Genomic DNA, 26,278 nt, shown 5'->3' on the forward strand with positions numbered 1-26,278 from the left:
GGTTGCGGCGTTTTCACGGTTGTCAGGCGGTCTCTTCATCGCGGCGATGAGCCCATTGGTACAACGCCGGCAGCACCAGCAAGGTCAGCAAGGTCGAAGAAATAATCCCGCCAATCACCACTGTCGCCAATGGGCGCTGCACTTCGGCGCCGGTGCCGGTGGCGAGCGCCATGGGGATAAACCCCAGGGACGCCACCAGCGCGGTCATCAGCACCGGGCGCAGACGGGTCAACGCGCCTTCGTGGATCGCCACCGATAATGAGCGACCTTCCTCGCGCAGGTTTCGGATGAAGGCGATCATCACCAGGCCATTAAGCACCGCAACGCCCGACAAGGCGATAAAGCCCACCCCCGCTGAAATCGACAGCGGAATATCGCGCAGCCACAGCGCCATGATCCCGCCGGTGAGCGCGAATGGGATGCCGGTAAACACCAGCAGGCCGTCCTTGAGGTTGTTGAACATCATGAACAGCAACCCGAACACCAACAGCAAGGCCACCGGCACCACGATGCGCAAGCGTTCAGAAGCCTCCTTCAACTGTTCGAACTGGCCGCCCCAGGTGGTCCAGTAACCGGCGGGGACTTTCACCTGGGTGGTGATGGCGGCTTCGGCCTCCTCGACAAACGAGCCGATATCGCGCCCGCGCACGTTGGCGCTGACGATCACCAGGCGCTTGCCGTTCTCGCGGCTGATCTGGTTGGGGCCCAGCACCAGGTCGAGGCTGGCAATCTGGGACAAGGCGATAAAGCCCAACTGCCCCGAGGTACTACTCGCCAGCGCCGGCACCGGGATCAGCAGGCGTGACAAGCCGTCGATATCGGTGCGCAACGTATCGGACAAGCGCACCACCATATCAAAACGCCGATCACCCTCGTACAGCGTACCGGCCTGGCGCCCACCGACCGCGACGGCGATGGTGTCCTGCACATCACCTACATTCAGGCCAAAGCGAGCGGCCTTGTCGCGGTCGATATTGATGGTCAGCACCGGCAGGCCGGAGGTCTGTTCCACCTTCACTTCCGAGGCGCCGTTGAGCTTCTGCAAGGTCTCGGCGATTTCCCCAGCTGTCTGGTTGAGCACCGCCATATCATCGCCAAACACCTTCACCGCCACATCGCTGCGCACTCCGGAAATCAGCTCGTTGAAACGCAACTGGATCGGCTGCGACAGCTCATACACGCTGCCCGGCACAATCGCGCTGGCCCGTTGGATGTCAGCGATAATTGCCTCGCGGGACTTCTTCGGGTTCGGCCATTGGTCCTTGGGTTTGAGCATCACGTAGCTGTCGGAAATATTCGGCGGCATCGGGTCGGAGGCGATTTCCGCCGTACCGGTGCGTGCAAACACCCGCTCGATTTCCGGCACTTGGGCCAGTAAGGTTTTTTCCAGTTGCTGCTGCATCTGCACCGATTGGGTCAGGCTGGTGCCGGGCACACGCAGCGCCTGCTGGGCAAAGTCGCCTTCGCTGAGGCTGGGGATAAATTCACTGCCCATGCGGCTGGCAACCAGACCCGAGACGACGATGGTGAGTGCGGCCAGGCCGAACACCAAGGGCCGACGCACCATCACCCAGTTGAGCACCGGGTCATACACCCGGCGTGCACTGCGCATCACAATGTTTTCTTCTTCCTTGACCTTGCCGGTGACAAACAACGCAATCGCCGCCGGTACGAAGGTCACCGACAGAATCATCGCGCCGAGCAAGGCAATCACCACCGTGAAGGCCATCGGGTGGAACATCTTCCCGGCCACGCCCGTGAGGGCGAAGATCGGCAGGTACACCACCATGATGATCAACTGCCCGAAGATCAGCGCGCGTCGCGCCTCCTTGGCCGCGGCGAACACTTCGTGCAGGCGTTCACTGCGGGTCAGCAACCGTCCATGACGGTGTTGAGCATGAGCCAGACGGCGGATGGCGTTCTCGACGATCACCACCGCACCGTCAACGATAATGCCGAAGTCCAGCGCGCCCAGGCTCATCAGGTTGGCGCTAACTTTGTTGGTGAACATGCCGGTGAAGGTGAACAGCATCGCCAGCGGAATCACCATCGCCGTGATCAGCGCTGCACGGATATTACCCAAGAACAGGAACAACACCGCCACCACCAGCAACGCACCTTCGAAGAGGTTTTTCTTCACCGTGGCGATGGCTTTTTCCACCAGGTTGGTGCGGTCGTAGACGGTGACGGCCACCACACCTTCGGGCAGCGAGCGGTTGATCTCCTCCAGCTTTTTCGCCACCGCCTGGGACACGCTGCGGCTGTTCTCACCGATCAACATGAACACCGTGCCCAGCACCACTTCACGGCCGTTTTCGGTGGCGGCGCCGGTACGCAGCTCACGGCCAATGTCGACCTGGGCCACATTGCGCACGCGGATCGGCGTGCCGTCCGAGGTGGTGATGACAATGTTGGCGATGTCGTCGATAGACGCCACCTGGCCCGGCGCGCGGATCAACAACTGTTCGCCGCTGCGCTCGATGTAACCGGCGCCGACGTTGGCATTGTTGCGCTCCAGCGCCGTGACCAGATCGTTGAGCGTCAGGTTGTAGGCGGCCAGGCGCTTGGGGTCTGGCGCAATCTGGTATTCCTTGGCGAAGCCGCCGATGGTATTGATCTCGGCCACGCCTGGCACGTTGCGCAGCTGCGGTTTGATGATCCAATCCTGGATCACCCGCAGGTCGGTGGGGGTGTAAGGCGTACCGTCCTCTTTGCGCACACCGTCCTCGGCTTCGACGGTCCACAGGAAAATTTCCCCCAGGCCAGTGGAAATCGGCCCCATCGCGGTTTCGATGCCGTCGGGCAATTGCTCGCGCGCCACTTGCAGACGCTCGTTGACCAGTTGGCGGGCAAAGAACAGGTCGGTGCCGTCCTTGAAAATCACCGTGACCTGGGACAAACCGGAACGCGACAGCGAACGCGTCTGCTGCAGGCCCGGCAGGCCGGCCATGGCCGTCTCGATGGGAAAGGTAATGCGCTGCTCGGTTTCCAGCGGCGAAAAACCGGCCGCCGCCGAGTTGATCTGCACCTGTACGTTGGTGATGTCAGGTACCGCGTCGATGGGCAGTTTCTGATAGCTGGCGATGCCGACACCGGCCATCAACAGCACCGCCAGCAACACGATAATGCGCTGCTCGATGGCGAATTGGATAAGGCGCTCAAACATGGGGAATCACTCGCAGGATCAATGGGCGTGTTCGGCCGAGCCTTTGCCCAGTTCGGACTTGAGGATGAAGCTGCCAGCCGTCGCCACCTTCGCGCCGGCCTCCAGGCCTTTACGCACTTCGACGTAACCGTTTTCACTGACGCCCAGTTCAAGATGGCGGGTGATAAAGCCGTCCGCCGTGCGCACAAACACCGAGGGTTTGTCCTCGACGGTCTGGATAGCGGTTTGCGGCACGGTCACCTTGGCCTGGTAGGTATCGGTGGCCACTTGCACGGCCACGAACAAGCCCGGGCGCCAGGCGTCGTCAGGGTTGGGGACCGTCACCCGCACGGTAGCGGTGCGCGTCTGCTCACCGAGCAAGTTGCCCACATAGGCCACGGTACCCAGCACTTCGGTGCCCATTTCCGTCGAGCTGACTTTCACCGGTTTGCCCACGCGAACCTTGTTCAAGTCTTTGGGAAATACGCCGAAGGTGACCCACACCTGGGACAGGTCCGAGAGGGTGAAGGCATTGCTGGTTTCACTGACCACCTCGCCCACCCCCAGGTGTTTTTCCACCACCACACCGGCGAAGGGCGCACGCAGTTCATAACGATTGCCGCCGGCCAATACGGCAGTGCCGCTGAGCGCAGTCATTTTTTGCCGCGCATTGTTCAGGGCGATTTCGGCTTCTTGCAGAGTTTGCCGCGCCAGCAGGTAATCCTGTTCGGCAGAGATTTTGTCCTGCCACAACTGACGCTCGCGCTTGAAGGTAGTGCGCGCCAGTTCGACCCGGCGCTCGCTGGAGGCCAATTCGCTGCGCTGGTCGGAAATCTGCTGGCTGGCGATCACCGCCAACAGTTCGCCCTTCTTCACCGACTGGCCCAGGTTGACCTTCACCGCCTCCACCACGCCCGCCGCACGGGGCACGATGTGGGAGGTACGGTCTTCATCAAAACGCACCTCGCCCGGCAGCGTCAGCACGGTGCTGATGGCACGCGGTTGCGCCTGGGCCAACTGGATGCCGGCGGCTTGAATCTGCTGCTCGGTGAGTTCGAGCTTGCCTTCTTCTTCCTCGGCGTGGGCGAAGCCGGAAAGCATCAGGCCCAGGGCGACGGCGAGCGCCATGCCATGTTTTTTGTTCATCAGGAGACTCCAGGAAAAATCAAAAGCGGGCGAGGTCGCCGTAAATGCGTTCGATGCGTACCCAGGCCTCGGTGGCCTGGGCGGTGGCCGCAAGGTATTGGGTGCGGGCCGCGATCAAGGTGCGCTGGGCGTCGAGCACGTCGAGGAAGTTGAACTTGCCCATCTCGAAGCCACGGGTGGCGCTGTCTACCGCACTTTGTGCGGCGGGCAGGATCTGCTGGTTGAACGCGCGCACTTCGGTATTCGCGGTCTGCCACAGGTCCAGGGCCTGGCGGGTTTCGGTGCGCAGGCGCAGCTCCGCGGCGTTGCGCAGGTCGCGGGCCTGGTCGGCGCGTCGGGTGGCCGCGAGGATGTTGCCCTGGTTGCGGTTGAACAACGGGATCGGCATCGACACGCCCACCAGGTTCACCCGTTCGCGCAAGCTGGCGTCGTATTGGCTGCCGATGGACACGTCCAGGTCCGGAATGCGCTGGGCTTTTTCCAGGCCCACGCTGGCTTCGTTCTGCACAATGTTGAGTTCGGCCAGGCGCAATTCGGCGGTCTGCTCAAGGCGTGCCAACAATGGCGCGGCGGCGGGTAACGCCGGTACGGAAGTGCTTGGCGTGGCGACGACCTGGAAGTCGGTGGCGGCGCTGCCGGTGCTGGTGGCCAGACGACGGTAGGCGTCAGTGAGGCCGATCTGTGCGCGGTTCAATTCCAGACGGATTTGCGACACCTGCACCTGGGCGCGAGTGGCTTCCACGGGTGACGACTTGCCAGCAGTGACGCGCCCGTTGGCGACCACCAGGCCGCGTTCGGCAAGCGTCATGGAGCGTTGCGCCAGGTCGAGGCGTTCCTGGGCACGCAGGGCGCCGTAGTAGCTGTCGATGACCTCGGCGCGCAACTGGTTGCGACGCTGCTCCAGGGTCAGCGCGGCGGCATCCTGGGCGCGGGTGGCCACTTCGATACGCGCACCGCGCTTGCCGCCCAGTTCCAGGGTCTGGCTGAGTTTGATGTTGGTAGTGCGGCTGTTGCGGCGGGTGTCTTCGGCGTCCCAGGAGGCCACCGGATTGGGGATCAAGCCGGCCTGTTGGCGGCCGCCTTCGGCGATGTCGATTTCCCATTGTGCGGCCGCCAGGTCCGGGTTGTTGGCGAAGGCGGTTTGCAAGGCAGCATCGAGGGTGAGGGGTTGTGCCTGGGCGGCGTTTGCGGATATCCACAGTGCCAATGCCGCCGCCCCCAACAGTGTTCTAACGTAAAGTGCCATAACGAGAGTTCCACGCCCATGAAGTCGCTGAGGTTTCCCAGCGGGGGCAATGTAGCTTTCGGTACTTATCAGGGCCGTGGGCGAAAGATTACAAATCCGTTAGCCAGGCTCAGGCATGCACTTCGTCATGCTCGTCGTGCGTGAATCCCTCGCCCTCCACTTGGATCGTGGCGTGGGAAATATCGAATTGTTCGTGCAGTAACTCCGTCACTCGGCTGAGGATCTGTTGCTCGCTGCCTTGGGACGCATCCGCGACCAGGTGCGTACTCAGCACGTTCTTGCCACTGGTGAGGGCCCAGATGTGCAGGTCGTGCACGTCCTTGACCCCAGGCACGCTGCGAATGCCCTGCTCCACCTGTTCGATGTCCACACCCTCCGGCACACCTTGCAGCAGGATGTTCATGCTCGCCTTGAGCAACGTCCAGGTGCGCGGCAATACCCAAAAGCCGATGGCGGCCGCGACCACGGAGTCAACCCAACCCCAGCCGGTGAACATGATCACCAGCGCGGCAATGATCACGCCGACGGAGCCCAGCATGTCGCTCCAGACTTCCAGATAGGCGCCCTTGACGTTGAGGCTCTCGCCGCTGGCGGCGCTGAGCAGACGCATGGAGATCAGGTTGACCACCAGCCCCAGCAGCGCAATCACCAGCATGCCGGTGGACTGGATTTCGGCGGGCGCCTGCAGCCGCTGGTAAGCCTCGTACAAGATGTAGAACGCCACGGCGAACAGCAGTAATGCATTGAAGGCGGCCGCCAGGATCTCGAACCGCGCATAACCGAAGGTGCGCTTGCGGTCTGCCGGGCGCTTGGCGACCTGGATCGCCACCAGGGAAATCGCCAGGGCCAGGGCGTCGGTCATCATGTGCGCTGCATCGGACAACAGCGCCAGGCTGCCGGTGACAAAGGCGCCGATGACTTCGGCCAGCATGAAACTGCCGGTCAGCCCCAGGGCGATCCATAACTTGCGTTCGTGGCCGGCGCGTACTTGGGCGTGGCTGTGTCCTGCGCTCATGAAATGTCCTCGTGGGTTGGGATGGGGCGGATCATAGAGCTATAGGCCAGTTCCACTGGCATGGTTTGCAAAATTGTCATCTGAGCGCCAGAGCGTCGTTAGCTTCGGGCGCACCAAAATCGTTCATGCACGCGTTGGGGGAGCGCTATCAGGTATGCTTTTCAGGCTGAAACAAAAAGAAACATATTAGCCAACCTGCTCGATAAGGAGTCCCGTTTTGGAGTTATCGACTGCCGCGTGGATGGTTCACGACACCCGCCTCATGCTCTGCGTGCTGTTGGCGATCGCCAGCATCATTGTGCTGATCAGCGCGACCAAACTGCCGCCCTTCCTGTCGATTTTGATCGGCACCTTTATCGCCGGGGTCGGCGCCGGCCTGCCGCCGGAAGAAGTGGCAAAGGCGTTCAGTAAAGGCGCCGGGGCGATTCTCGGCGAAGCCGGGATCATCATTGCCCTGGGTGCGATGCTCGGCGCGCTGATGGCCGAATCCGGCGCGGCCGACCGTATTGCCACCACGTTGCTCGGGCTGGGCAAAGGCAAGTCATTGCCCTGGGTGATGGCGTTGGTTGCCATGGTGATCGGCCTGCCGCTGTTCTTCGAAGTGGGCCTGGTGATGATGGTGCCGATCATCTTTGTGATGGCCAAGCGTTCGAACCAGCCATTGCTGAAGATCGCCATCCCTGCACTGGCGGGCATGACCACCTTGCATGCCTTGATGCCACCTCACCCTGGGCCGCTGATTGCCGTAGGCGCATTGCACGCCGACCTGGGCCTGACCATGTTGCTGGGCTTTTGCCTGGCGGTGCCGGCCGTGATCCTGGCCGGGCCGCTGTATGGCAACTGGCTGTCCAAGCGCCTGCACGTGGAGGAACCGGCCGATATCGGCGCCTTGTTCAGCGCACCGCCCAAGGCCCCGCGCCAGCCGAGCTTCGGTGTGTCGCTGCTGATCATTCTGTTGCCGGTAATCCTGATGCTCGGCAGCACCTTGGCTAAAGTCGCGTTGGCGCCGGAAAGCACCCTCGCCCTGACCTTGAAGTTCCTCGGTGAACCGCTGGTCGCCCTCGGCCTGGCCGTAATCGCCGCGGTCGTCTGCCTGGGTTGGGCGGCGGGCATGCCACGCGCCGACGTCGGCAACACCCTGCGCAAAGCCCTGGCGCCCATCGCCGTACTGCTGCTGACCATAGGCGCCGGCGGCGGCCTCAAGCAAACCCTGCTGGACGCCGGCGTCAGCCAGACCATCAGCAAAGTCGCCGAAGGCGCGCACATGCCCTACCTGCTGCTGGCCTGGCTGATCGCCGTGGCCCTGCGCCAGGCCACCGGCTCGGCCACCGTCGCCACCACCACGACCGCCGGCATCCTCGCGCCGATGATGGCCGGGTTGGCGGCAACGCAAAGCTCATTGGTCGCCCTTGCGATTGGCGCCGGCTCGGTGTTCTTCTGCCACGTCAACGACGCCGGGTTCTGGATGGTGCGTGAGTACTTTGGCTTGCAGTTGAAACAGACGATCTGGGTGTGGTCGGTGTTGCAGACGATTGTTTCGGTGGTCGGGTTAGTGGGTACCTTGTTGCTCTGGCACTTCCTGACCTGACCCCTCAGGCGGCCAAGGTGTGGCGCTTGCCAAATAGCGCCACACTCGCTACCCCAACCGCCCCCATCACCACGCAATACCCCACGCAGATCCACGGGCTGGTCGGCATCAGCGCGATCAACAACAACGGTGTAGTACTTGCCCAGAGTGCGTAGGCAATGTTGTAGGTGAAGGAAATGCCGGATACCCGCACCGGCGCCGGAAACAGCCCGACCATCACCGACGGCACCGCGCCCACCACGCCGCAACTCAGGCCCGCCACGGCGTACGCTGCTCCGAGCCACACGCCGCCGGCGATCAGGCTGGCGTACAGCAGCGCAATGCCCACCGGCAGCAACAGGCTGTAGACCAATACCGCGCGCCACGCGCCGATGCGGTCCACCAGCAGGCCGGCGAGGACGCAGCCGATATTCAGGAAGACGATGCCCAGGGCACTCAGAGCGAAGGTGTGGCTGGGGCTCATGCCGAAGGTTTTCTGCATCATGGTCGGGGTGATGACCACCAGCACCACCACGGCAGACGTCAGCACGCAGGTGAGGATCATCGCCGGCAGCAGCACGGCGCGATGGTCGCGCAGCACGGTGCGCAAGGGCATTTCGGCGGCGGCCTGGCGACGCGCCTGCATCTCTAGGAATACCGGGGTCTCGCTGAGCCAGCGGCGCAGCCATACGCCGATCACGCCGAATACGCCGCCGAGCAGGAAGGGGAAGCGCCAGGCGTAGTCGAGGATCTCGGCGGGGGTGAAGACTTGCGCGAGCAAAGTGGCGGTCAGTGCCCCCAGCAGGTAACCGAAGGTCAGGCCGGCCTGCAAAAAACCCAAGGCATAGCCACGATGGTGACGCGGTGCGTGCTCGGCGACGAAGGTCCAGGCGCTGGGCACTTCGCCGCCCACCGCTGCGCCTTGCAGCACGCGCAGCGCCAGCAGGATCAGCGGGGCGAAATAGCCGATTTGCGCGTAGGTCGGCATGACGCCGATCAGCAGGCAGGGCAAGGCCATCATGAGAATGCTCAGGCTGAAGACGCGCTTGCGTCCCAGGTGGTCTGCAAAGTGCGCCATCAGGATGCCGCCCAGTGGACGGGCGAGGTAACCGGTGACGAAGATGCCAAAGCTTTGCAGCAGGCGCAGCCACTCGGGCATTTCTGGGGGGAAGAACAGTTGGCTGAGGGTCAGCGCAAAGAACACGAAGATAATGAAGTCGTAGATTTCCAGGGCTCCACCCAAGGCGGCCAGGCCCAGGGTTTTGTAGTCGGAGCGGGAAAAACGCTGCGCCCGTGGGGAAAAGGTGGCAGTCATGTGCAGGCTCGGCAGACAAACAAAATGGCGTGCAGGTTATGAGCTGAGCCCATCGATGGCAATCGTGACGGATATATTTGTTTTACTCATTGATCGTTGAAGATAACAACATTCCCAAATCAATGGCCGTAGAGGAACATGCCGTAAAACTGCCAAACCCCATAATAACTACAAGAGGAAAGACTCGTGGCCGATGCTATCGAAGACAGCCGCTATGCCCGATTTGCCCTGCGTTGCTCCAACTTCGCCGAGCGCTGGTTTCCTGACTCCTGGGTGTTTGCCGCCCTTGCCGTGATCATCGTCGCCGTGGCGACCCTGGGCATGGGCGCCGCACCGGCCGAAGCGGCCAAGGCATTTGGCGATGGGTTCTGGAGCCTGATCCCGTTCACCATGCAGATGGCCTTTGTGGTGATCGGCGGTTACGTGGTCGCCAGTTCACCGCCGGCAGTGAAGTTGATCGACCGCCTGGCACGTATTCCCAAGAATGGCCGTTCGGCCGTGGCCTGGGTGGCGTTGATTTCCATGGTGGCTTCATTGCTTAACTGGGGCCTGTCCCTGGTGTTCGGCGGTTTGTTGGTAAGGGCATTGGCCCGGCGCACGGACTTGCGCATGGACTACCGTGCCGCTGGCGCTGCAGCGTACCTGGGCCTGGGGGCCGTATGGGCGCTGGGGCTGTCGTCGTCGGCCGCGCAGTTGCAGGCCAACCCGGCCAGCTTGCCGCCGTCGATTCTGTCGATCACCGGCATGATCCCGTTCACCGAGACTATTTTTTTGTGGCAATCCGGCGTGCTGTTGCTGGCGCTGATCGTAGTGTCGCTGATCATCGCCTACGCCACCGCGCCTGGCCCCAACAGCGCCCGGGATGCCAAGGCCTGCGGCATTGACCCTGCCTTCAACCTGCCCAAGCCGCAAGCGCCGACCCGCCCGGGTGAATGGCTGGAACACAGCCCATTGCTGACGATTCTGCTGGCGTTGCTGGCGGCCGGCTGGCTGTTCCATGAGTTCTCGACCAAGCCGGCGATCAGCGCTATCTCGGGGCTCAATACGTATAACTTCCTGTTCATCATGGTGGGCGCGCTGCTGCACTGGCGCCCGCGCAGCTTCCTCGATGCCGTGGCCCGAGCGGTGCCGACCACCACCGGGGTGCTGATCCAGTTTCCGCTGTACGGTTCGATCGCCGCACTGATGACCGTGGTCAAGGGCGGCGACGGCCAGACCCTGGCGCACCATATCTCGACGTTCTTCACCTCCATCGCCTCCCACGACACCTACGCCCTGCTGATGGGCGTGTATTCGGCGGTGCTGGGTTTCTTCATCCCCTCGGGTGGCGGCAAGTGGATCATCGAAGCGCCGTATGTGATGCAAGTGGCCAATGACCTGCAATACCACCTGGGCTGGGCGGTGCAGATCTACAACGCCGCCGAGGCGCTGCCGAACTTGATCAACCCGTTTTATATGTTGCCGTTGCTGGGTGTGCTGGGCCTGAAGGCGCGGGATTTGATCGGGTTTTCATTTGTGCAGTTGCTGGTGCATACGCCGCTGGTGTTGTTTTTGCTGTGGGCGTTGGGGACGACGCTGAAGTATTTGCCGCCTGTGATGCCTTAAAAGGGGTCGGTGCGGGCTTGCTCGAGAATGCGGAGTGTCAGTCAGCGGATTCATTAACTGATCCATCGCATTCGCGAGCAAGCCCGCTCCCACAGTTTGTTTTGTAGCGCTCTTAAACCTGTCTTTGTTCCGTCACATTCCGTTGCTACCGTCCTGCGAAATATCTTGCAACATCTCGCCAAGGACTCCCCCGCAATGAGTGATGAGCACGAAGACCTTCCCTCCTCCGATTCCGCCATCCAACCGACGGTAGACACCAGCCGCCGGCGCTTCCTCGGCGGTGCGGCGGTGTTGGGCGTGGGTGCGACTTTGAGTGCCTGCGGCAATACCAGCGAAGCACCGAGCCCACCCGTGACCCGGCCGCTCACGCCTCAGGAGTTGGATAAGGCATTGCGCGAGCAGGTGAAGACCGTGGTGGTGATCTACGCCGAGAACCGCAGCTTCAACAACCTGTTTGCAGATTTCCCCGGGGTGGAGCAACCGCTGTCGGCGTTAACCGCCAAGGACTTCCAGCAGCGCGACCGCGATGGCAGCGTATTGCCTGCCCTGCCACCGAGCTGGGGCGGTGTGTTGCAGGTCGGCCCGCAAACGGTGGACGGGGTGACTTACCCCAGTGAAGTGCAATTTCAGCAAAACCTGCCCAACGCACCCTTCGCCCTCAAAGGCCCGCAGGGCGAAGACCTGCCATTGAGCCTGGTGACCCGCGACCTGTGGCACGTGTTCTACCAGAACCAGATGCAGATCAACGGCGGCAAGAATGATGGTTTTGTCGCCTGGGGTGATTCCGGTGGGCTGGTGATGGGCCATTACGCCCAGAGCCGTTATGCCCTGCGCCTGTGGGACGTGGCCAAGGAGTTTGTGCTGTGCGATAACTTCTTCCAGGGCGCGTTTGGTGGTTCGTTCCTTAACCACCAGTACCTGATCAGCGCCACCGCGCCGTTTTATCCCAATGCCGCGCAGTCGGTGGCCAAAGCGCAGATCGCCACGCTGCAAAGCGATGACCCTCGCGGCACACGCCTCAAACCCTTGGACACGTCACCGGCCAGCGCCATGACCGGCCCGCCGCAATTCGGCCCCAGCGCACTGACACCCGATGGTTACGGGGTAAACACCCTGGCCCCGCCCTACTGGCCCACCTGGATCCGCGACCCGCAGAACCCGGATTATTCCAAGCCCGACCTGCCCAATGTGCTGGTGCCGCAAACCCACGAGCATATTGGCGACAAGCTGTCGAAGAAGAACATCGACTGGGCCTGGTACGCCGGTGCGTGGCAAGCCACCCTGGAGCAGTTCAAGGACTCCGGCGGCATCCCCAAGATCCCGAATTTCCAGTACCACCACCAGCCGTTCAATTACTTCAAACAGCAAGGGCCGCAAAACCCCGCAGAACGTGCCAAGCGCTTGCGCGACGGTGGCTTGGGCGATGAGTCGAGCACCAACCGGTTCTTCGCCGACGCCCAGTCCGGCAAGCTGCCCGCCGTGAGCTTCTACAAACCCCAGGGCAACCTGAACATGCACGCCGGTTATGCCGACGTGGCCTCGGGCGACCGCCATATCGCCCGCGCCTTGAAGGTGCTGCAAGAAAGCCCGCAGTGGAAAAACATGGTGGTGGTGGTGACCGTGGATGAAAACGGCGGCTGGTGGGACCACGTGGCGCCGCCCCAGGGTGACCGCTGGGGCCCAGGCTCGCGGGTGCCGGCGCTGGTGGTGTCGCCGTTTGCCCGCAAAGGCACGGTGGACCATACGGTGTACGACACGGCATCGATCCTGCGTTTGATCACCCGGGTGTTCCAATTGGAGACCCTGGACGGCCTCAAGCAGCGTGATGACGCGATGATCGCGCGCGGCCAGAAGCCCATGGGCGATCTGAGCAATGCTCTGCAGTTCAGCCTGTAGGGGCTTATCCAATAACGACATGCCGGGCGATTTAACACGCGATTTTCCTGGTCAGCCGCTACTGTGTGCAGGTGGGCTTCCATCCCGCGCAGACGGGCTTCGCTGACAAGGAATTGACTATGTTTAAACCGACCAGGCTGTCCTTCACCCTCGCCGCACTACTGGCGAGTGCGGTCGTACAGGCCGACATCGAGGTGCCACTGGGCAGCACGCAGCGCGTCACCCAGTTGTTCGCGTACCCCAATAACTGCAACGTGATCTGCTTTCGGCCATGGTCACTGGAGCAGACCGCCGAACACTATTTGAACCAGAGCCTGCAACGTGACGGTTACAGCCGGGCCAAGGTCAGTGTGAAGACCCACGACGGTCAGGTCACGGCGACCTTCAGCGGCGTGCCAGACGGTTACGGCCAGCCACTGACCACGCTGCTCAATACCGCCGACCTGGCTTACCAAGGTGCGCGCCAGCTCAACAGCGATGGCAAATGGGCCTACAACTGGTACCTGTTCCTGCCGTTAGGCATGGCCTTGGAAAACCGCAAAAGCATTGAGCTGTTGCACTTCCCTCCGGATTACTCGCTGACCCAGGCTCAGGATTACCTGGAATCGGCCACCACCGACCGCTGGGCCACCTTGTTAAGCGAAAATGGCGTACCGGCCACGGAAACGCCGGCGTACCAGACCATCATCGATATCGCGCCCATCGCTGCACCGTCCAATGCCGGCAAAGACTTGGAAACTGTCTACGGGTATTTCACCGACTACCAGACCCGCATGGTCAAGGAGCTGAGCCTGCGCCCTGGCGGCGCATTGCCGATGGTGGCCTTCGGCGCGCCGGTGCGTAGCTGGATCCAGCAACAATACGGGCAAACCGTGGGCGTGCTGAGCCTGGCGCAGATCAGCCCGGAGCCTGGCAAAACCGTCTCGGTATTGGGCGCCAACCACCCCAGCTACATTTGGTATGCCGCCAGCCCCGACAGCTATGACGGTGACGAGCAAAAAGCCGACGACGCCGGCTTGAAAGTGATGGGCCAGGACTTGAGCGCCGCCTGCTGGCAAGCCGGCATGGGCCAGAAGCCCGCCAGCGATGCAAATGTATTGCTCAAGGCCTGCCAGAACACGTGGCAGGTCACGCGCAAGGAGCAGACGTGTGAGTTGTTCTACACCTCGGTGCGCCACCTGACACCCGAGCAGGCCAACGCCAAGTGCGCCACAGCGCCCATCAAGGCGCAGTTGAAACAGCTGAGAACTGCCGCCCCCGCCCCCACCGTCACGGCCCCTGCGCTTTAAGGTGAATAAACCGTTTCTACTGTCAACTTTGACAGTAGAAATCGGATCCCACTTCGGCGAATCTTGGGCCGCGCCCATTTGCTGCAAGACTGGCCGCCAGGTCCGCAGGTCCATGCAGCCCCGTTCAGGAGAGTAATGAAAACTCGAGCCATGGATAAGGCTAAAGCGGCTGTGAATGACGGCCTCTATCCCTTTGAAACGCTGCAGGTGGAACAGGGTTACCCCTCGACCGCACAATTCAAGGTCGTGCGATACCCTAATGGCAAGAGGGGTGGAATCAAAGCGCGCATCGACTTTGACAGTCGAGTACGCATCGCCCTGGTTTCAGGCTACGCAGTCAGCGAGCGCCGCTCGCATACGCTGCAACTGTCGTCGCGTATCCACTTGTACGATAGCTGGTTCTGCGGCCTGATACGGCACTCCTGCAAGCCGAACGTGCTTCTGGACACCACGTACATGGAACTATGGACCCTGAACACCATTACCGCAGGCAGCCTGCTGACCCTGGATTACGCCATAACCGAAGACGCGCTGTACCGGCAGTTCGCTTGCCATTGCGGCGAGCTGAACTGCCGGGGTTGGATCACCGGCAGCAAAGAGCCGTTGAACGCCCAAGGCCTGGCCTGGTGGCACGAAAACAAACGGCTCTAGGCTTCGCCCAACGGACGCAGGCGGTATTGCGGCGGCAGTTGCTCGAAGCCACTGATGGTGGTGTTCAAACTCTTCCAACGGCCGTCCTTGATGCCATAGATGCAGCCATGGATCGACAGGCTCTGCCCACGGTGCCAGGCATTTTGCACAATGCTGGTGTGGCCGACGTTGGCCACCTGCTGGATCACGTTGAGTTCGCACATGCGGTCCACGCGCTCTTCTTCGGTCGGCAACTGGGCCAGCACATCGCGGTTTTCGTAGTAAAGGTCGCGAATGGTGCGCAGCCAGCCATCGATCAAGCCGAACTGACGGTCCTGCATCGACGCACGCACGCCACCACAGCCGTAGTGGCCAGTGACGAGGATGTGTTTGACCTTGAGCACGTCCACCGCGTACTGGATCACCGACAGGCAGTTGAGGTCAGTGTGCAGCACCACGTTGGCGACGTTGCGGTGCACGAACAGGTCACCAGGCAACATGCCGACGATCTCGTTGGCCGGTACACGGGCATCGGAACAGCCGATCCACAGGTATTCCGGGGTCTGCTGGCGGGCGAGCTTGGCGAAGAATTCGGGATCTTCCTGTTTGATCGCATCCGCCCAGCGTTCGTTGTTATCAAGCAGGTCTTGTAGTTCGTTCATCAGGGAAGCCTCAGGAATGATGCGCAGGTTTGTGACTGACAAGCCCTCGTCCGGGTCACGCCAGGCGCTAATTAGCTTGAATTTTTTGGCTGCCATGCCTGTCCACACACTATAAGCCCCACAGTATGAGGATTGGCCATGACTGAATCACGACGTCCCTACGGCGCAACACAGCCGGAACCGATCGATGACAACGAAGACCGCATGGGTGAGATGCGCGAGCTGGATTTTGACGAGCAGGACCAGACTGCGGAAATCGGCGACGAGTTGCCGCGCCGTGAGCGCGACCATCTGATGCCCGACGAACGGGTGCGCGAAGCCGGGCTGACCGGCGCTTCGACGGATGATCATGAATCCACCGATGACGATATGAGCCCGCAGACGCTGATCCGTGAGGACGGCGCACGAGATGCGCAGGAGGAAGGCGAAGACAATGCCGCCGACTATGACTTGAGCGTCGTGAGAGAAAATGACATTGGCGGCGGGAGTGGCCTGGATGAGGCGGAACTGGCTGATCTGGACCCACTGAACGGCAAGCGCTGACCCTATGGGAGCTGGCTTGCCTGCGATGGTATCACTGCGGCGTTACTTGAAAACCGAGGTGCCTGCATCGCGGGCAAGCCCTGCTCCCACAGAGGCTCTGCACATAGGGGGCTGTGTATTTAATCAACCAGGGTGCAGGCCATCACGACTGCATCTTCGCGGCCACCCACAGCGGGGTAGTAATCCCGGCGACGGCCGATCTCGTTGAAGCCATAACGCTCATACAGGCGAAACGCGCCGGTATTGCTGTCCCGCACTTCGAGGAAGCATTCTCGCGCATTGGCGGCATAGGCACGCGACATCAAATGCTCGAGCAGCGCCAGGCCCAAACCACGGCCCTGGTTTTCCGGTTTCACGGTAATGTTCAGCAGGTGCGCTTCATCGAGGATGATCTGCACCACCCCGTGCCCCACTTGCTGCTCGCCTTCGAACATCAGCCAGATCTGGTACTTGCCCAGCCCGTCGAGAAAAATCCCGCGGGTCCACGGGTGGCTGAACGCCGCGTATTCGATTTTCAGCACGGCGTCGAGGTCAGCCTCGGTCATCGGGCGAAAGGATAAAGCCTCACTCATCAGTTGTTTTCCAGCGCGCCATCAGCCGGCGCATGGCTTGCCAGACATCAGCCTTACGCTGTGGCTCTTCCATTAATAATTCCAGGCCCGGCAGGGCCCACACCGAACCCAGGCCTTCAACCTGCAGCTCGCGGTACCAGGCCTCGGCGTTGGCTTCACCGGCAAACCGCACGGCGGGCAGGCCAATCAGCCACAGGCACACGCAGGGCTCGTCTTCCAGGCGTGCCGAGACAAACCCCTGGACGAAATCTCGTGCGGCCTCCGGGCCCTGGTCCATGGTGCCGCGCACCAGCAGCGGCCAGCGCACCGGCTCACCGACGATCTGAGGACTGTCAGGCAGGCCGGCGGCGCGCAGCATGTCCTTGAGCAACAGGTAGGCCGGGTCGCGGGACTGGAAACGCTCGCCGGTCGGCAGTTCCACCAGCAACAGGCAACGCCCGGCCCGCAGCAATTGCAGGGCAAAGCGTGGCGGCGGCACCACTGGCGCCTTGGCCACCGGCGCAGCCTCCTCCACCACCTTGGCAGCCTTGGTCGCCGGCGCAGGGCGCGGCACTTCGATCTTGGCCCGCTCGACCGCCGGGCGCGTCTCTGGGGTGGGTTTGACCACCGCCACGGGCGCGGCCGCCTCTTCTCCCGACGACTCGAACGCCTCGTAGGGCTCAAGCGCCTGCAACAACTCGGGCCGCGATGGTGCGGCAAACGGCAGTTCGGTGCGGGGCAGCCAGTTGACCACCTGCATGGCGGTCAAGTAAGCGCGACGTCGGGACTCGATAAGCACAGCTCGGCCACTTGTGGATAAGTAAAGAGCGGGGATTCTACCGCTGTTCGGCCACAATCGCCCACTGCGCACTGACCGGCTGTGGATAAATCCCGCGCCTGATGCAGTACAATCGCGACTTTTAATCGCCAACCAGCCGGCCATTCCCATGATCGAACCCAAGCGCGTCCTGCGCGCCCTCGCCGAACACTGGGCCTTACTTGAGCCTCTGTGCGAACACTTCGACCAAGGCACCCTGAGCCTGGGCGAGCTGCGCGCGCAATTGGCCGCCCAACAACTGGACAGCACGCCCCAGGACATCACCAGCCTGCTGGACGTGTGGATTCGCCTGGATATCCTGGTACCTGTCGCCAAGAGCCCGAACCGTTTCGAGCTCAACGCGCAGATCCACGACTTCCTCGCCTATCTTCGCAAGGAGCACCGGCTTGGCCTGTGCCTGGAAATCGAAGCCTACCTGCGCCACCTGGAGCGCCTGGCCGGTTATATCCAGGACGCCTTCGACATCCGCGACGGCCATGACCTGGCTCGGCAACTGCGCCTGCTGGATATGCGCGTGCGCGACGTGCTGAAAAAACTTGCCAACGACGAACAGGCCCTCGCCGCCGTGGCTGACCGCGCCAAGACCAGCGACCGCCAGATTCCGTTGCGCCAGCGCTACGCCGAAGTACTGGCGACCTGGGACGAATACGTCGAGCCGATGATCCAGTTGGTGAACGCCGACGGCGCCTTCGAGCAAGGCGTGCGCAAGGTGGAAAACGTGCTGCTGCGCATGCTCACCGAGCAACAGCGTCTTGGCCACCTGGTGGACGACGACATGCTGCTGCGCACCCACGCACGCATTCTCGAAATGCAAACCAGCGCCCAGCTGACCTTGCGCCATGCACGGGAGTTGCTGCTGCCGCTGCGTGAAGAAGCACGCCGGCATAACGCCGTGACTCGCGGTGCGGCGCTGGCCCTGTCGGCGATTCGCCGCAAAGGCCTGGACGCGGTGCCGCAAGCGGCGATGCCGATGTTCACGCGGCCGCAAAGTACCTTCCTGGGCAGTGCCAGCCAGGTCGAAGCCTATGTGTACGCCTTGGCGAATTTCGAGCCGAAACCGGCGCGTTTCCCCAAGGCGCACAAGTCGCACAAAGGCGAAGCCCCGCGCGCACCGCGTACGGTCAAGGAAATGCTTGAACGCTGCGAAGACGCGTTGCCAATGCCGGACCTGATGACCTGGCTGCTGGAGCAGGAACCGGACGGCGCCACCGATGAATTGCTGTACTGGTTCTCGCGCCTGTCCCGGGAAAAACGCTTCAAGCGCGAGCGCCTGGAACGTCGCGATTACCACACCCACGAGCACCAGGTCAGCCTGCGCTCCTTCGCCCTGCTCCCGGCCGGCGTCGATGCCACCGAGAATTCTGCGAGCACGCCTTATGCATCTTGATCTATCCGAACTGTCCCAACTGGCGCCGATCTTTCGCGAGCTGTTCAAGGGTTACCACGTCAGCCGCCGCGACCCGGAGCTGTACGCGCAATTGTCGAACTTCCAGGACCAGTACCGCACGCTGTTCAAGGCGCTGGGCTTTGAGCTGGTATGCGATACCCGCGGTTTCTACTACTTCGTCCCGGACACCGCCGTGGCTGCCGCGCAGGTGAACAAAACCGCCCAGCGCCTGGCCTTGTTTACTTTCATCATCGTCGAACACCTGGCCGACCAAGGCCGCGACCCGGTTGCCGTGCTCGACGGCGGCAGCCTGGGCCGTGATGAATTGCCTTCGTTGCTGGAGAAATACCGTGACCTGTTTATCCAGGCCGAGGTGCAAACCCAGGAAGAACTCGAAGAAAAAATCATGCGCCGCATGACCCAACTGGGTTTTGCCAGCGAAGACAACGGTATCTACCGCTTCCTGCCGCCGATGCACCGCTTCCTGGATGTATGCCTGTCGGTGCAGCAAGACCGCGACCTCGCCGCCAGCGTGCACAGCGTACTGCCACTGCCAGCACCGGTGATTATCGACGAAGACAGCGATGAGAAACTGCTGAAGACCGATGACCCGCTGGATTTGAGCGCCTTCACTGAGGAAAGCGAAGAAGATGCCCTGGCCCGTGCCATTGCCGAAGAACAGGAGACCGACGCATGAGTAAGGAACGCTACGGCATCCGCCGCTTCGCCCTATTGAACACCGCCGGTTACAGCCTGGGTTTGTTCCCGCTGGAAGAGCCGCTGTCGGTGTACGGCGCCAACAACCTGGGTAAATCCGCCTCGATCAACGCCTTGCAGTTCCCGATCCTGGCACGTATGTCGGACATGAGCTTCGGCAAGTACACCCTGGAACAATCACGGCGCTTCTACTTTGCCACCGACACCAGCTACATCCTGGTAGAAGTCTCGCTGCCCCACGGCCCCCACGTCATCGGCGTGGTCGGCCGCGGCCCGGGCGGCGGCTTTGGTCATCAGTTCTTTGCCTACGCCGGCAAGCTGGACCTGGCCCACTACCAGAAAAACGACACCTGCCTGCGCCAGAAAGAGCTGTTCACCAACCTTGAGCGCGAGGGCCTCAAAGCCTACGAACTCAAGCCTGATGAGCTGCGGCGCTTGCTGGTAGGCGGGCATACGTCGATCCCGCTGGACCTGACCCTGATTCCGCTGCGCTCCACCAGCGAGCAGAGCCTGAAGACGTTCCGCGCGCTGTTTATCAACCTGCTACACATGCGCGAAATCACCGCGGCCAAGCTCAAGCAACTGTTCCTTGATGCCTTCGAACACAGCCTGCGTTCGGGCAGTGTCGATTACATCGCAGCCTGTGAAGAAGCCTTCCGCGATGTGCGACGCATGGAGCAGGACTACAACTCGCTGGTGGCAGCCGGCCCCTTGGTTGAAGCCCTGGCCAATGGCGTGAAACAGCGCGACGCCCTGCGCGGCAAACTGCATCGCCTGTCGCCGCTGCTGGATTCGTTGCTGGGGACCTGGTCGGACTACGCCAGTGCGCGCAAGGAAGAGCTGACCATCCAGGCCGAACACTACCGCAACGAGCAGGACGCGCTGCAAAACGACCAGCGCGGCGGCACACAGGAGCTGATGCGCCTGGAGCGCGAAATCAGCGGCATCCAGCGTTGGTTGGGCGAGTTGTCGGTGCTCAAGCATCGCTTTGCCCTAGTGGATGACGTCAAGATGCTGGAGCAACAACTGCTCGCCGCCAAGGACGCCCACGATGAACTGGCGGGCGCCTTGGCGCAGTCGCGACAGTTCAGCGCCGAGGACCTGGACGAGCGCCTGCGCGACCTGGAAAAGCGCTTGAAGTCGGTCAAGCAGCAGCTCGATCACGCGGACAACAACAGCTACGCCAAGCTGCGCGAAGAGTTCTCGCAGCAGGATGTCGAGCGCCTGATGCGCCTGTTCAACAGCTCGTTGTTCAGCCTGCCGCTGGGCGAACATGGCATCACGCTGGACGAGGACGGCCAGTGGGTCAAATCCCTGGAGCAGATCCTCGATGGCTTCAAGGGCGAGCGTTTTGAAGTGCCGGGGCTGTCCATCGATATCTCGCACATCGAGCCGCCGGCACTGCAAGCCCTGGCGGACCGCGCCGCGTTGCGTGACCAGAAAGAACGTCTGGAAAAAGAACTCAAGCAACTGAAAACCCAGCAGGCCGTGGCGTCCGACCGCGCTGCAAGCAAGACCCAGACCGAAGCGCTGTACCAGCAGGTGCTGGACGCCCAGAAGGCTTTGGAAGACTTCCGCCGCACCCAGACCCTGAGTGCCGAGGAAGGCGAGAAGCTCGAACAACTGGCGCAGATGGAAGCCGCCCAGGACGAGCTGAAGCGCTCCAGCGATGCGTTCACCGAGCGCGTGCAGCAACTGTCGGCCAAGCTGCAACTGGTCGGCCGCCAGATCGGTGACATGGAAGCCAAGCAACGCACGCTGGATGACGCCTTGCGCCGTCGTCAGCTCTTGCCGGCGGACCTGCCGTTCGGCACGCCATTCATGGACCCGGTCGACGACTCCATGGACAACCTGCTGCCGCTGCTTAATGACTATCAGGACAGTTGGCAGGGCTTGCTGCGCGCCGATGGCCAGATCGAAGCGCTGTACGCCCAGGTGCGTCTCAAGGGCGTGGCCAAGTTCGACAGCGAAGATGACATGGAGCGTCGCCTGCAGCTGCTGATCAACGCTTATGCGCACCGCACCGATGAGGCGTTGACGCTTGGTAAGGCACGTCGTGCGGCGGTCACCGATATCGCCCGTACCCTGCGCAATATCCGCAGCGACTACGACAGCCTTGAACACCAGTTGGCGCTGTTCAACCGCGAGATCAACAAGCGCCAGGTGTCCAACCTGCAGAGCTTTCGCATCGTGCTGGCGCCGAACAAGGAAGCCCTCAAGCATATCGACCAGATCATCCACAGTGCCGGTCAGTATGAAGAAGGCGAGACCCTCTCGGTGTTCGACCTCAGCCAGAGCGCCGAACAGGACAACAAGAACGAAGAAGCCAAGGAATACCTGGCTCGCCTGGTAGCCGCCAACCATAACCAGTTGGGCCTCAAGGACTTGTTCGAATTGGCGTTCGAGATCACCAAGGTCAACGGCCAGCCGGTGATCCATACCGACATCGACGGCGCTGCGTCCAACGGCACCACCATGACCATCAAGGCGCTGACCAACATGTACCTGTTGCTGCACTTGATGGACCGCGACCAGGCCGGTCGCGTACGGTTGCCGTACTACCTCGATGAAGCGGCAGACATCGATGAGAAGAACCAGGCCGCCTTGCTGGAAACCAGCTTGCAGCTGGGCTTCGTGCCGATCCTGGCGAGTGTAAAGCCGCAGGTCTCTGCCCAGGTGGCGATTGACCTGGAAGGCGGCAGCGGGCCGAACGGGATCTACATCGATGAGGCGGACTGGAAGTACATCCGTCGCCATGATGTGGTGAAGGCGACGATGAATGTACAGGCGGACGAGCCGGAGCTGGATGAAGTCTGACGGGTTGTACTGAAGGCAAAAAGGCCGCGATCCTTTGGATCGCGGCCTTTTTTCGGTTTGGGATTTGCGGTGTGTTTGTGGGCCTCATCGCGGGCAAGCCCGGCTCCCACAGGGATATGCATTTTCAGCAAGTATGCATTCCAACTATGGGAGCCGGGCTTGCCCGCGATAGCCGCGCCTCGGTTTATTTACCGAGTGGAATCTTAGGCGCCCAGGTCAGCCATTCATCCTCAAACTTGTCGAACAACGGGAACGTCTGCTGCGGCCGTGCCGGGTTACCCATGCGCTCGCCATCCGGGGTGGCAAAGGCGATCCCGCCGGCCACCAGCGTTTCCAGGGACTCGGTACGCACGGTCGCGCCCTTGAACAAGCCGAAGTCGAGGCCAAAGCCGCTGGTGTTCCAGAAGCGGCTGCCACTGCGTACCAGCGGCGCGTACTTGGGTTCGATCAGGATGTGCACCAGCACGCGGTCAGCGGTCTGGCCCAACTCGTAGCCGGTGACTTTACCCACCGTCACTTCACGGTAGGTGACCGGTACCCCTTCCTTCAGCGAACCACGGCGGGCAGCGCTGAGTGTGAGGCTCAGGCCAGCCTCCTGATGCACCGCTTCGGGCGGCTGGGCCAGGGCGACAAAACTCTTTTGCGGGCCGGCATTCTTCGCGGCCGGTTGCACTTCGATGTATTGGCCGGTGACCAGGGTCTCCAGGTTAGCCGTCTTCATCAGGCCCAGTTCCGGCTTGACCACCCAGAACTGACTGCCCGTACGCGCAATGCGGTCCGCGACCTGAGTGATACGCGCCTTGAGCAGCACCGACTGCATGTCGGCACTGAGGTCGACACTTTCGATCTTGCCGACATCCAACCCCTTGAAGCGCACCGGTGTGCCGGCGCTCAGGCCGTCGGCGCGGTCGACTTTGATGGTCACCAGAGTGCCGTGCTGGTTGGCGGCATCACGGTCGGCATACAGGCGAAAGCGCGGGATGCGATGTTTCAATGGCACATTCGGTTCCGGCGTTTCGAAGGCGATACCACCCGCCATCAGGCTGGCCAGGGACTCGCTTTTGACCTGGATGCCGCCGGTGAGGCCGCCCGTAAGCGTGACGCCGCTGGCATTCCAGAAGCGCGTCGAGCCGTTGACCAGGCTTTCGTATTCCTTCTCGATATGAACGCCGATCACCAGTTGTTTTTTCTTGCGTGAAAACTGGTAGCTCTGCACCGAACCGACTTTGACCTGTTTGTACAGAATCGGGCTGCCGACATCCAACGAGCCCAGGCTGTCGGTGAGCAGCACCATGTGCAGCCCCGGGGAACGCAGGTCCAAAGGCGGGGCCTTGGCGCGGGCTACGTATTCGCGTTGTGGCGGGGTGCCTTTGTCGCCTGGGCGAATCGCGATGTAGTTGCCCTTGACCAAGGCCTCCAGGCCAGTGATGCCTGCCAGGGAGATGGACGGTTTGACCACCCAGAATTGCGTGTCTTCGACCAGGTAATCTTCAGCCAATGGATCGAGGGTCAGCTCGGCGCTGGCGCTGGACAGGTCCGGATCGATCTTCAGGGTTTTCAGGCTGCCGACCTGGATGCCTTTGTACATGACCGGCGTACGCCCGGCCTGCAGGCCTTCAAAGTCAGTGAGCTTGACCTTGACCTTGATCCCCGCTGCGGCGGCATCGAAATCTTCGTATAGGCGGAAAGGCAGGCTCGGGTCGGTGGGCGGGCTGTCTTTGCGGTTTTCAGGAGTGGCGAAGGCGATACCTCCGGCGACAATGCTGGAGAGGGATTCGCTGCGCACTTTCAAGCCGGAAAGGTTGGCGTCAATACTGATGCCGCTGGCATTCCAGAAACGCGTGTGTTTGCGCACCAGGTTGGCGTAGGTCGGCTCGATATAGACCTTGATCTCGACGGTGCTCTGGTCTTCAGACAGCAGGTAGCTTTTAACCTGGCCGACCTGAATCTGCTTGTAGAACACCGGGCTGCCACGGTTCAGCGAGCCCAGGCGATCGGCCTTGAGGGTCAGGTGCAAGCCGGGCTTGGCGTCGGATAACGGCGGTTCTTCGGAGAGCGCCTTGAACTTGCGCGTGGGCTCGCCGTCACCGGGGCTGGCGGCGATGTAGTTACCTGAAACCAGGGTTTCCAAGCCGGTGATGCCGGCAAGGCTGACGCTGGGCTTGACCAACCAGAAGCGGGTGTTGGTCTTCAGGTACTGCTCAACGTCCTTGTTCATCTCGATGGTGGCGATCACCCCGCGATTGCTGCCCTCGTCATCCAGGGCCAGGGTTTTGACCTTGCCCACGGTCATACCTTTGTAGACCACTTCGGTCTTGTTGATCTGAATGCCTTCACCGCTCTCAAAGCGAACTTGAATCTCGATACCTTGCTGGGAATAGGCACGCCACCCCAGCCAGCCACCGATGATCAGGGCAATCAGGGGCAACACCCAAATGGCCGACCAGTTAGAGGCTGGGCGGGTTTTAGCTTTAGGCAAATCACTCATGGTCGTCGTCCGACTCCGTGTTATCCCAAATCAGTCGGGGATCGAAAGTTACTGCGGCAAGCATCGTCAAGATCACCACACTGGCGAACGCCGCAGCGCCGAGGTTGGCCTCGACACTGGCGAGTCGCCCAAAGTTAACGACCGCCACCAGGATGGCGATCACGAAAATATCCAGCATGGACCAACGCCCAATGAATTCGATAAAGCGATACATCACAATGCGTTGTTGCGCGGACAGTGGCTGGTGACGCTGCACCGAGAACAGCAGCAAGCCAATGCCGACCAACTTGAAGGTCGGTACCAGGATACTGGCGATGAACACCACGGCAGCGATAGGAAACATCCCGTGCTGCACCAATTGGATGACACCCGACATGATGGTGCTGGGGTCGCCTTGGCCGAGGGAGCTGACCGTCATGATGGGTAACAGGTTAGCGGGGATATACAGGATTGCGGCGGTGATCAACAGTGCCCAGGTGCGTGCAAGGCTATTAGGGCGACGGGCATGGATCAACGCGCCGCAACGGGTGCAGAGTTGCTCATCGGTATCCGCTTCCTGCTTGTTCAACTCATGGCATTCGGTACAAATCAGAATGCCTGCATCAATCGCCCGCATGGTCATCCTCTCCTGACAGCGCTTGCCAGATCTGATGAGGTGACATCACCACCTCAAGCAGAACTTGGACTATTAATAAACTGACGAAGCAGACCAGACCCAGGCCAATGGTGATGGAGGCCATATCGGCGAGCTTTACGATCGCCACCAGCACACCCATCAAGTAGACCTCCAACATCCCCCAATCCTTCATGTGGTGGTAGATGCGGTATAGCAGCAGCCCGTAGTTGCGACCGATGTTCCAGCGAATGCTGAGCAGCACTGCCAATTGGCACAGGAGCTTAAGCAAGGGGATGCCCATGCTGCACAGGAACACTACGGCGGCAACGCCTTGCATACCGGTATCGAACAGGCCGACCACGCCGCTCCACACGGTGTCCTCCGAGGACTGCCCGAGTAGATTGAGCTGCATGATGGGCAAAAAGTTCGCGGGGATGTACAGCAGCAGGGCTGCCAGTACCAAGGCGAGGCTGCGCTCGACCACATTGTGCCGATGAGCGTATAGCTCGTAACCACAACGTGGGCATTGGGCTTTTTCGCCGAGGGCGAGCGTTGGTTTGCGCATCAGCAAGTCGCACTCATGGCATGCCACCAGGTCGTCCAGCGGTAAATCCGACACCTCGCGGGCATCAACCGGATCGGGCATAGATAGGGCTCTGACTCTAATAATGGTTAGGTGGCTATTCTAGTGGTGTCGCTCAGAAATAACTGTGCAAATTTGTCGGGCCAGTCAGGTCGCAGGTGGGGGCGGACAGGCGTGCGGGGACAAGGCGGACACTTTTCGAGCGCCCAAAACAAAACCCCA

General features: G+C 61.5%; 20 protein-coding genes. 9 read left to right on the forward strand and 11 right to left on the reverse strand.

Going from position 1 to position 26,278, the window contains the following annotated elements:
• Positions 1-22 precede the first annotated feature (22 nt).
• The 4 genes from AC4PS6_RS26245 to AC4PS6_RS26260 all read right to left on the reverse strand — a co-directional run bounded on the left by AC4PS6_RS26245 (position 23) and on the right by AC4PS6_RS26260 (position 6,552).
• A complete protein-coding gene (locus AC4PS6_RS26245; RefSeq protein WP_336827499.1) occupies positions 23-3,166 on the reverse strand; it encodes a CusA/CzcA family heavy metal efflux RND transporter in 3,144 nt (1,047 codons plus the stop codon).
• A gap of 18 nt (positions 3,167-3,184) precedes the next feature.
• Positions 3,185-4,291 (reverse strand): efflux RND transporter periplasmic adaptor subunit, encoded by a 1,107-nt coding sequence (locus AC4PS6_RS26250; protein ID WP_336827498.1) that lies wholly within the window; start codon positions 4,289-4,291, stop codon positions 3,185-3,187.
• Between the two features lie 19 nt (positions 4,292-4,310).
• Positions 4,311-5,537 carry a TolC family protein gene (locus AC4PS6_RS26255; RefSeq protein WP_336827497.1) on the reverse strand — a complete coding sequence of 409 codons (1,227 nt, stop codon included), beginning with the start codon at positions 5,535-5,537 and terminating at the stop codon, positions 4,311-4,313.
• Positions 5,538-5,646: 109 nt separating this feature from the next.
• Positions 5,647-6,552, reverse strand: coding sequence for a cation diffusion facilitator family transporter (locus AC4PS6_RS26260; protein ID WP_047712521.1), 906 nt, complete (start codon positions 6,550-6,552; stop codon positions 5,647-5,649).
• Between the two features lie 217 nt (positions 6,553-6,769).
• Between AC4PS6_RS26260 and AC4PS6_RS26265 the strand changes: the two genes are divergently transcribed.
• Positions 6,770-8,140, forward strand: coding sequence for a GntT/GntP/DsdX family permease (locus AC4PS6_RS26265; protein WP_336827496.1), 1,371 nt, complete (start codon positions 6,770-6,772; stop codon positions 8,138-8,140).
• A gap of 4 nt (positions 8,141-8,144) precedes the next feature.
• Here AC4PS6_RS26265 and AC4PS6_RS26270 read toward each other — a convergent pair whose 3' ends face one another.
• The gene (locus AC4PS6_RS26270) at positions 8,145-9,434 is read right to left on the reverse strand and encodes an MFS transporter (RefSeq protein WP_336827495.1); all 1,290 of its coding nucleotides are present in this window, start codon (positions 9,432-9,434) and stop codon (positions 8,145-8,147) included.
• 186 nt (positions 9,435-9,620) lie between these two features.
• Between AC4PS6_RS26270 and AC4PS6_RS26275 the strand changes: the two genes are divergently transcribed.
• The 4 genes from AC4PS6_RS26275 to AC4PS6_RS26290 all read left to right on the forward strand — a co-directional run bounded on the left by AC4PS6_RS26275 (position 9,621) and on the right by AC4PS6_RS26290 (position 14,875).
• Positions 9,621-11,039: a short-chain fatty acid transporter gene (locus tag AC4PS6_RS26275; protein WP_003188294.1), complete on the forward strand. Its 1,419-nt coding sequence runs from the start codon at positions 9,621-9,623 to the stop codon at positions 11,037-11,039.
• 195 nt (positions 11,040-11,234) lie between these two features.
• Entirely contained in the window at positions 11,235-12,935 is a 1,701-nt protein-coding gene (locus AC4PS6_RS26280) for an acid phosphatase (RefSeq protein ID WP_032902204.1), read from the forward strand.
• Positions 12,936-13,054: 119 nt separating this feature from the next.
• Complete coding sequence (locus AC4PS6_RS26285) at positions 13,055-14,224, forward strand: hypothetical protein (RefSeq protein ID WP_336827494.1); 1,170 nt, start codon at positions 13,055-13,057, stop codon at positions 14,222-14,224.
• 135 nt (positions 14,225-14,359) lie between these two features.
• A complete protein-coding gene (locus AC4PS6_RS26290; protein WP_014716787.1) occupies positions 14,360-14,875 on the forward strand; it encodes an SET domain-containing protein in 516 nt (171 codons plus the stop codon).
• On the opposite strand, the gene can is transcribed toward AC4PS6_RS26290, so the two are convergent.
• A complete protein-coding gene (can, locus tag AC4PS6_RS26295; protein WP_003188288.1) occupies positions 14,872-15,516 on the reverse strand; it encodes a carbonate dehydratase in 645 nt (214 codons plus the stop codon). The two genes, AC4PS6_RS26290 and can, sit on opposite strands and share 4 nt — an antisense overlap.
• Before the next feature lie 138 nt (positions 15,517-15,654).
• Between can and AC4PS6_RS26300 the strand changes: the two genes are divergently transcribed.
• Entirely contained in the window at positions 15,655-16,059 is a 405-nt protein-coding gene (locus tag AC4PS6_RS26300) for a hypothetical protein (RefSeq protein ID WP_032902201.1), read from the forward strand.
• Between the two features lie 119 nt (positions 16,060-16,178).
• Here the strand turns inward: AC4PS6_RS26300 and rimI are convergent, their stop codons facing one another.
• Positions 16,179-16,631 carry a ribosomal protein S18-alanine N-acetyltransferase gene (gene rimI / locus AC4PS6_RS26305; RefSeq protein ID WP_003188286.1) on the reverse strand — a complete coding sequence of 151 codons (453 nt, stop codon included), beginning with the start codon at positions 16,629-16,631 and terminating at the stop codon, positions 16,179-16,181.
• Positions 16,624-17,370 carry a flagellar biosynthesis protein FlhF gene (locus AC4PS6_RS26310; protein ID WP_014716785.1) on the reverse strand — a complete coding sequence of 249 codons (747 nt, stop codon included), beginning with the start codon at positions 17,368-17,370 and terminating at the stop codon, positions 16,624-16,626. The genes rimI and AC4PS6_RS26310 overlap by 8 nt, the downstream gene beginning before the upstream one ends.
• Before the next feature lie 187 nt (positions 17,371-17,557).
• Here AC4PS6_RS26310 and mksB point away from each other — a divergent pair, with 187 nt between their 5' ends.
• Genes mksB through mksF form a run of 3 tightly spaced genes read left to right on the forward strand, consistent with a single transcriptional unit; the run spans position 17,558 to position 22,369 of the window.
• Positions 17,558-18,835, forward strand: coding sequence for an Mks condensin complex protein MksB (gene mksB, locus AC4PS6_RS26315; protein WP_014716784.1), 1,278 nt, complete (start codon positions 17,558-17,560; stop codon positions 18,833-18,835).
• Complete coding sequence (gene mksE / locus AC4PS6_RS26320) at positions 18,825-19,532, forward strand: Mks condensin complex protein MksE (RefSeq protein ID WP_014716783.1); 708 nt, start codon at positions 18,825-18,827, stop codon at positions 19,530-19,532. The genes mksB and mksE overlap by 11 nt, the downstream gene beginning before the upstream one ends.
• A complete protein-coding gene (gene mksF / locus AC4PS6_RS26325) occupies positions 19,529-22,369 on the forward strand; it encodes an Mks condensin complex protein MksF (protein WP_122299390.1) in 2,841 nt (946 codons plus the stop codon). The genes mksE and mksF overlap by 4 nt, the downstream gene beginning before the upstream one ends.
• Before the next feature lie 184 nt (positions 22,370-22,553).
• On the opposite strand, the gene AC4PS6_RS26330 is transcribed toward mksF, so the two are convergent.
• Genes AC4PS6_RS26330 through AC4PS6_RS26340 form a run of 3 tightly spaced genes read right to left on the reverse strand, consistent with a single transcriptional unit; the run spans position 22,554 to position 26,119 of the window.
• The gene (locus tag AC4PS6_RS26330) at positions 22,554-24,857 is read right to left on the reverse strand and encodes a PqiB family protein (RefSeq protein ID WP_019817032.1); all 2,304 of its coding nucleotides are present in this window, start codon (positions 24,855-24,857) and stop codon (positions 22,554-22,556) included.
• A complete protein-coding gene (locus tag AC4PS6_RS26335) occupies positions 24,850-25,473 on the reverse strand; it encodes a paraquat-inducible protein A (protein WP_122299391.1) in 624 nt (207 codons plus the stop codon). The genes AC4PS6_RS26330 and AC4PS6_RS26335 overlap by 8 nt, the downstream gene beginning before the upstream one ends.
• Positions 25,460-26,119, reverse strand: coding sequence for a paraquat-inducible protein A (locus tag AC4PS6_RS26340; RefSeq protein WP_014716779.1), 660 nt, complete (start codon positions 26,117-26,119; stop codon positions 25,460-25,462). Before AC4PS6_RS26340 ends, AC4PS6_RS26335 begins: the two co-directional genes overlap by 14 nt.
• Positions 26,120-26,278 lie beyond the last annotated feature (159 nt).

The sequence above is a fragment of the Pseudomonas sp. DW-iso17 genome, from assembly GCF_058725345.1.

Bases quoted from the DNA above. Each gene is read 5' to 3' on its own strand.
- AC4PS6_RS26245 (WP_336827499.1), bottom strand. From the start codon at position 3,166: ATGTTTGAGCGCCTTATCCAATTCGCCATCGAGCAGCGCATTATCGTG.
- AC4PS6_RS26250 (WP_336827498.1), bottom strand. From the start codon at position 4,291: ATGAACAAAAAACATGGCATGGCGCTCGCCGTCGCCCTGGGCCTGATG.
- AC4PS6_RS26255 (WP_336827497.1), bottom strand. From the start codon at position 5,537: ATGGCACTTTACGTTAGAACACTGTTGGGGGCGGCGGCATTGGCACTG.
- AC4PS6_RS26260 (WP_047712521.1), bottom strand. From the start codon at position 6,552: ATGAGCGCAGGACACAGCCACGCCCAAGTACGCGCCGGCCACGAACGC.
- AC4PS6_RS26270 (WP_336827495.1), bottom strand. From the start codon at position 9,434: ATGACTGCCACCTTTTCCCCACGGGCGCAGCGTTTTTCCCGCTCCGAC.
- AC4PS6_RS26280 (WP_032902204.1), top strand. From the start codon at position 11,235: ATGAGTGATGAGCACGAAGACCTTCCCTCCTCCGATTCCGCCATCCAA.
- AC4PS6_RS26285 (WP_336827494.1), top strand. From the start codon at position 13,055: ATGTTTAAACCGACCAGGCTGTCCTTCACCCTCGCCGCACTACTGGCG.
- AC4PS6_RS26290 (WP_014716787.1), top strand. From the start codon at position 14,360: ATGAAAACTCGAGCCATGGATAAGGCTAAAGCGGCTGTGAATGACGGC.
- can (WP_003188288.1), bottom strand. From the start codon at position 15,516: ATGAACGAACTACAAGACCTGCTTGATAACAACGAACGCTGGGCGGAT.
- AC4PS6_RS26300 (WP_032902201.1), top strand. From the start codon at position 15,655: ATGACTGAATCACGACGTCCCTACGGCGCAACACAGCCGGAACCGATC.
- rimI (WP_003188286.1), bottom strand. From the start codon at position 16,631: ATGAGTGAGGCTTTATCCTTTCGCCCGATGACCGAGGCTGACCTCGAC.
- AC4PS6_RS26310 (WP_014716785.1), bottom strand. From the start codon at position 17,370: ATGCAGGTGGTCAACTGGCTGCCCCGCACCGAACTGCCGTTTGCCGCA.
- mksB (WP_014716784.1), top strand. From the start codon at position 17,558: ATGATCGAACCCAAGCGCGTCCTGCGCGCCCTCGCCGAACACTGGGCC.
- mksE (WP_014716783.1), top strand. From the start codon at position 18,825: ATGCATCTTGATCTATCCGAACTGTCCCAACTGGCGCCGATCTTTCGC.
- mksF (WP_122299390.1), top strand. From the start codon at position 19,529: ATGAGTAAGGAACGCTACGGCATCCGCCGCTTCGCCCTATTGAACACC.
- AC4PS6_RS26330 (WP_019817032.1), bottom strand. From the start codon at position 24,857: ATGAGTGATTTGCCTAAAGCTAAAACCCGCCCAGCCTCTAACTGGTCG.
- AC4PS6_RS26335 (WP_122299391.1), bottom strand. From the start codon at position 25,473: ATGCGGGCGATTGATGCAGGCATTCTGATTTGTACCGAATGCCATGAG.
- AC4PS6_RS26340 (WP_014716779.1), bottom strand. From the start codon at position 26,119: ATGCCCGATCCGGTTGATGCCCGCGAGGTGTCGGATTTACCGCTGGAC.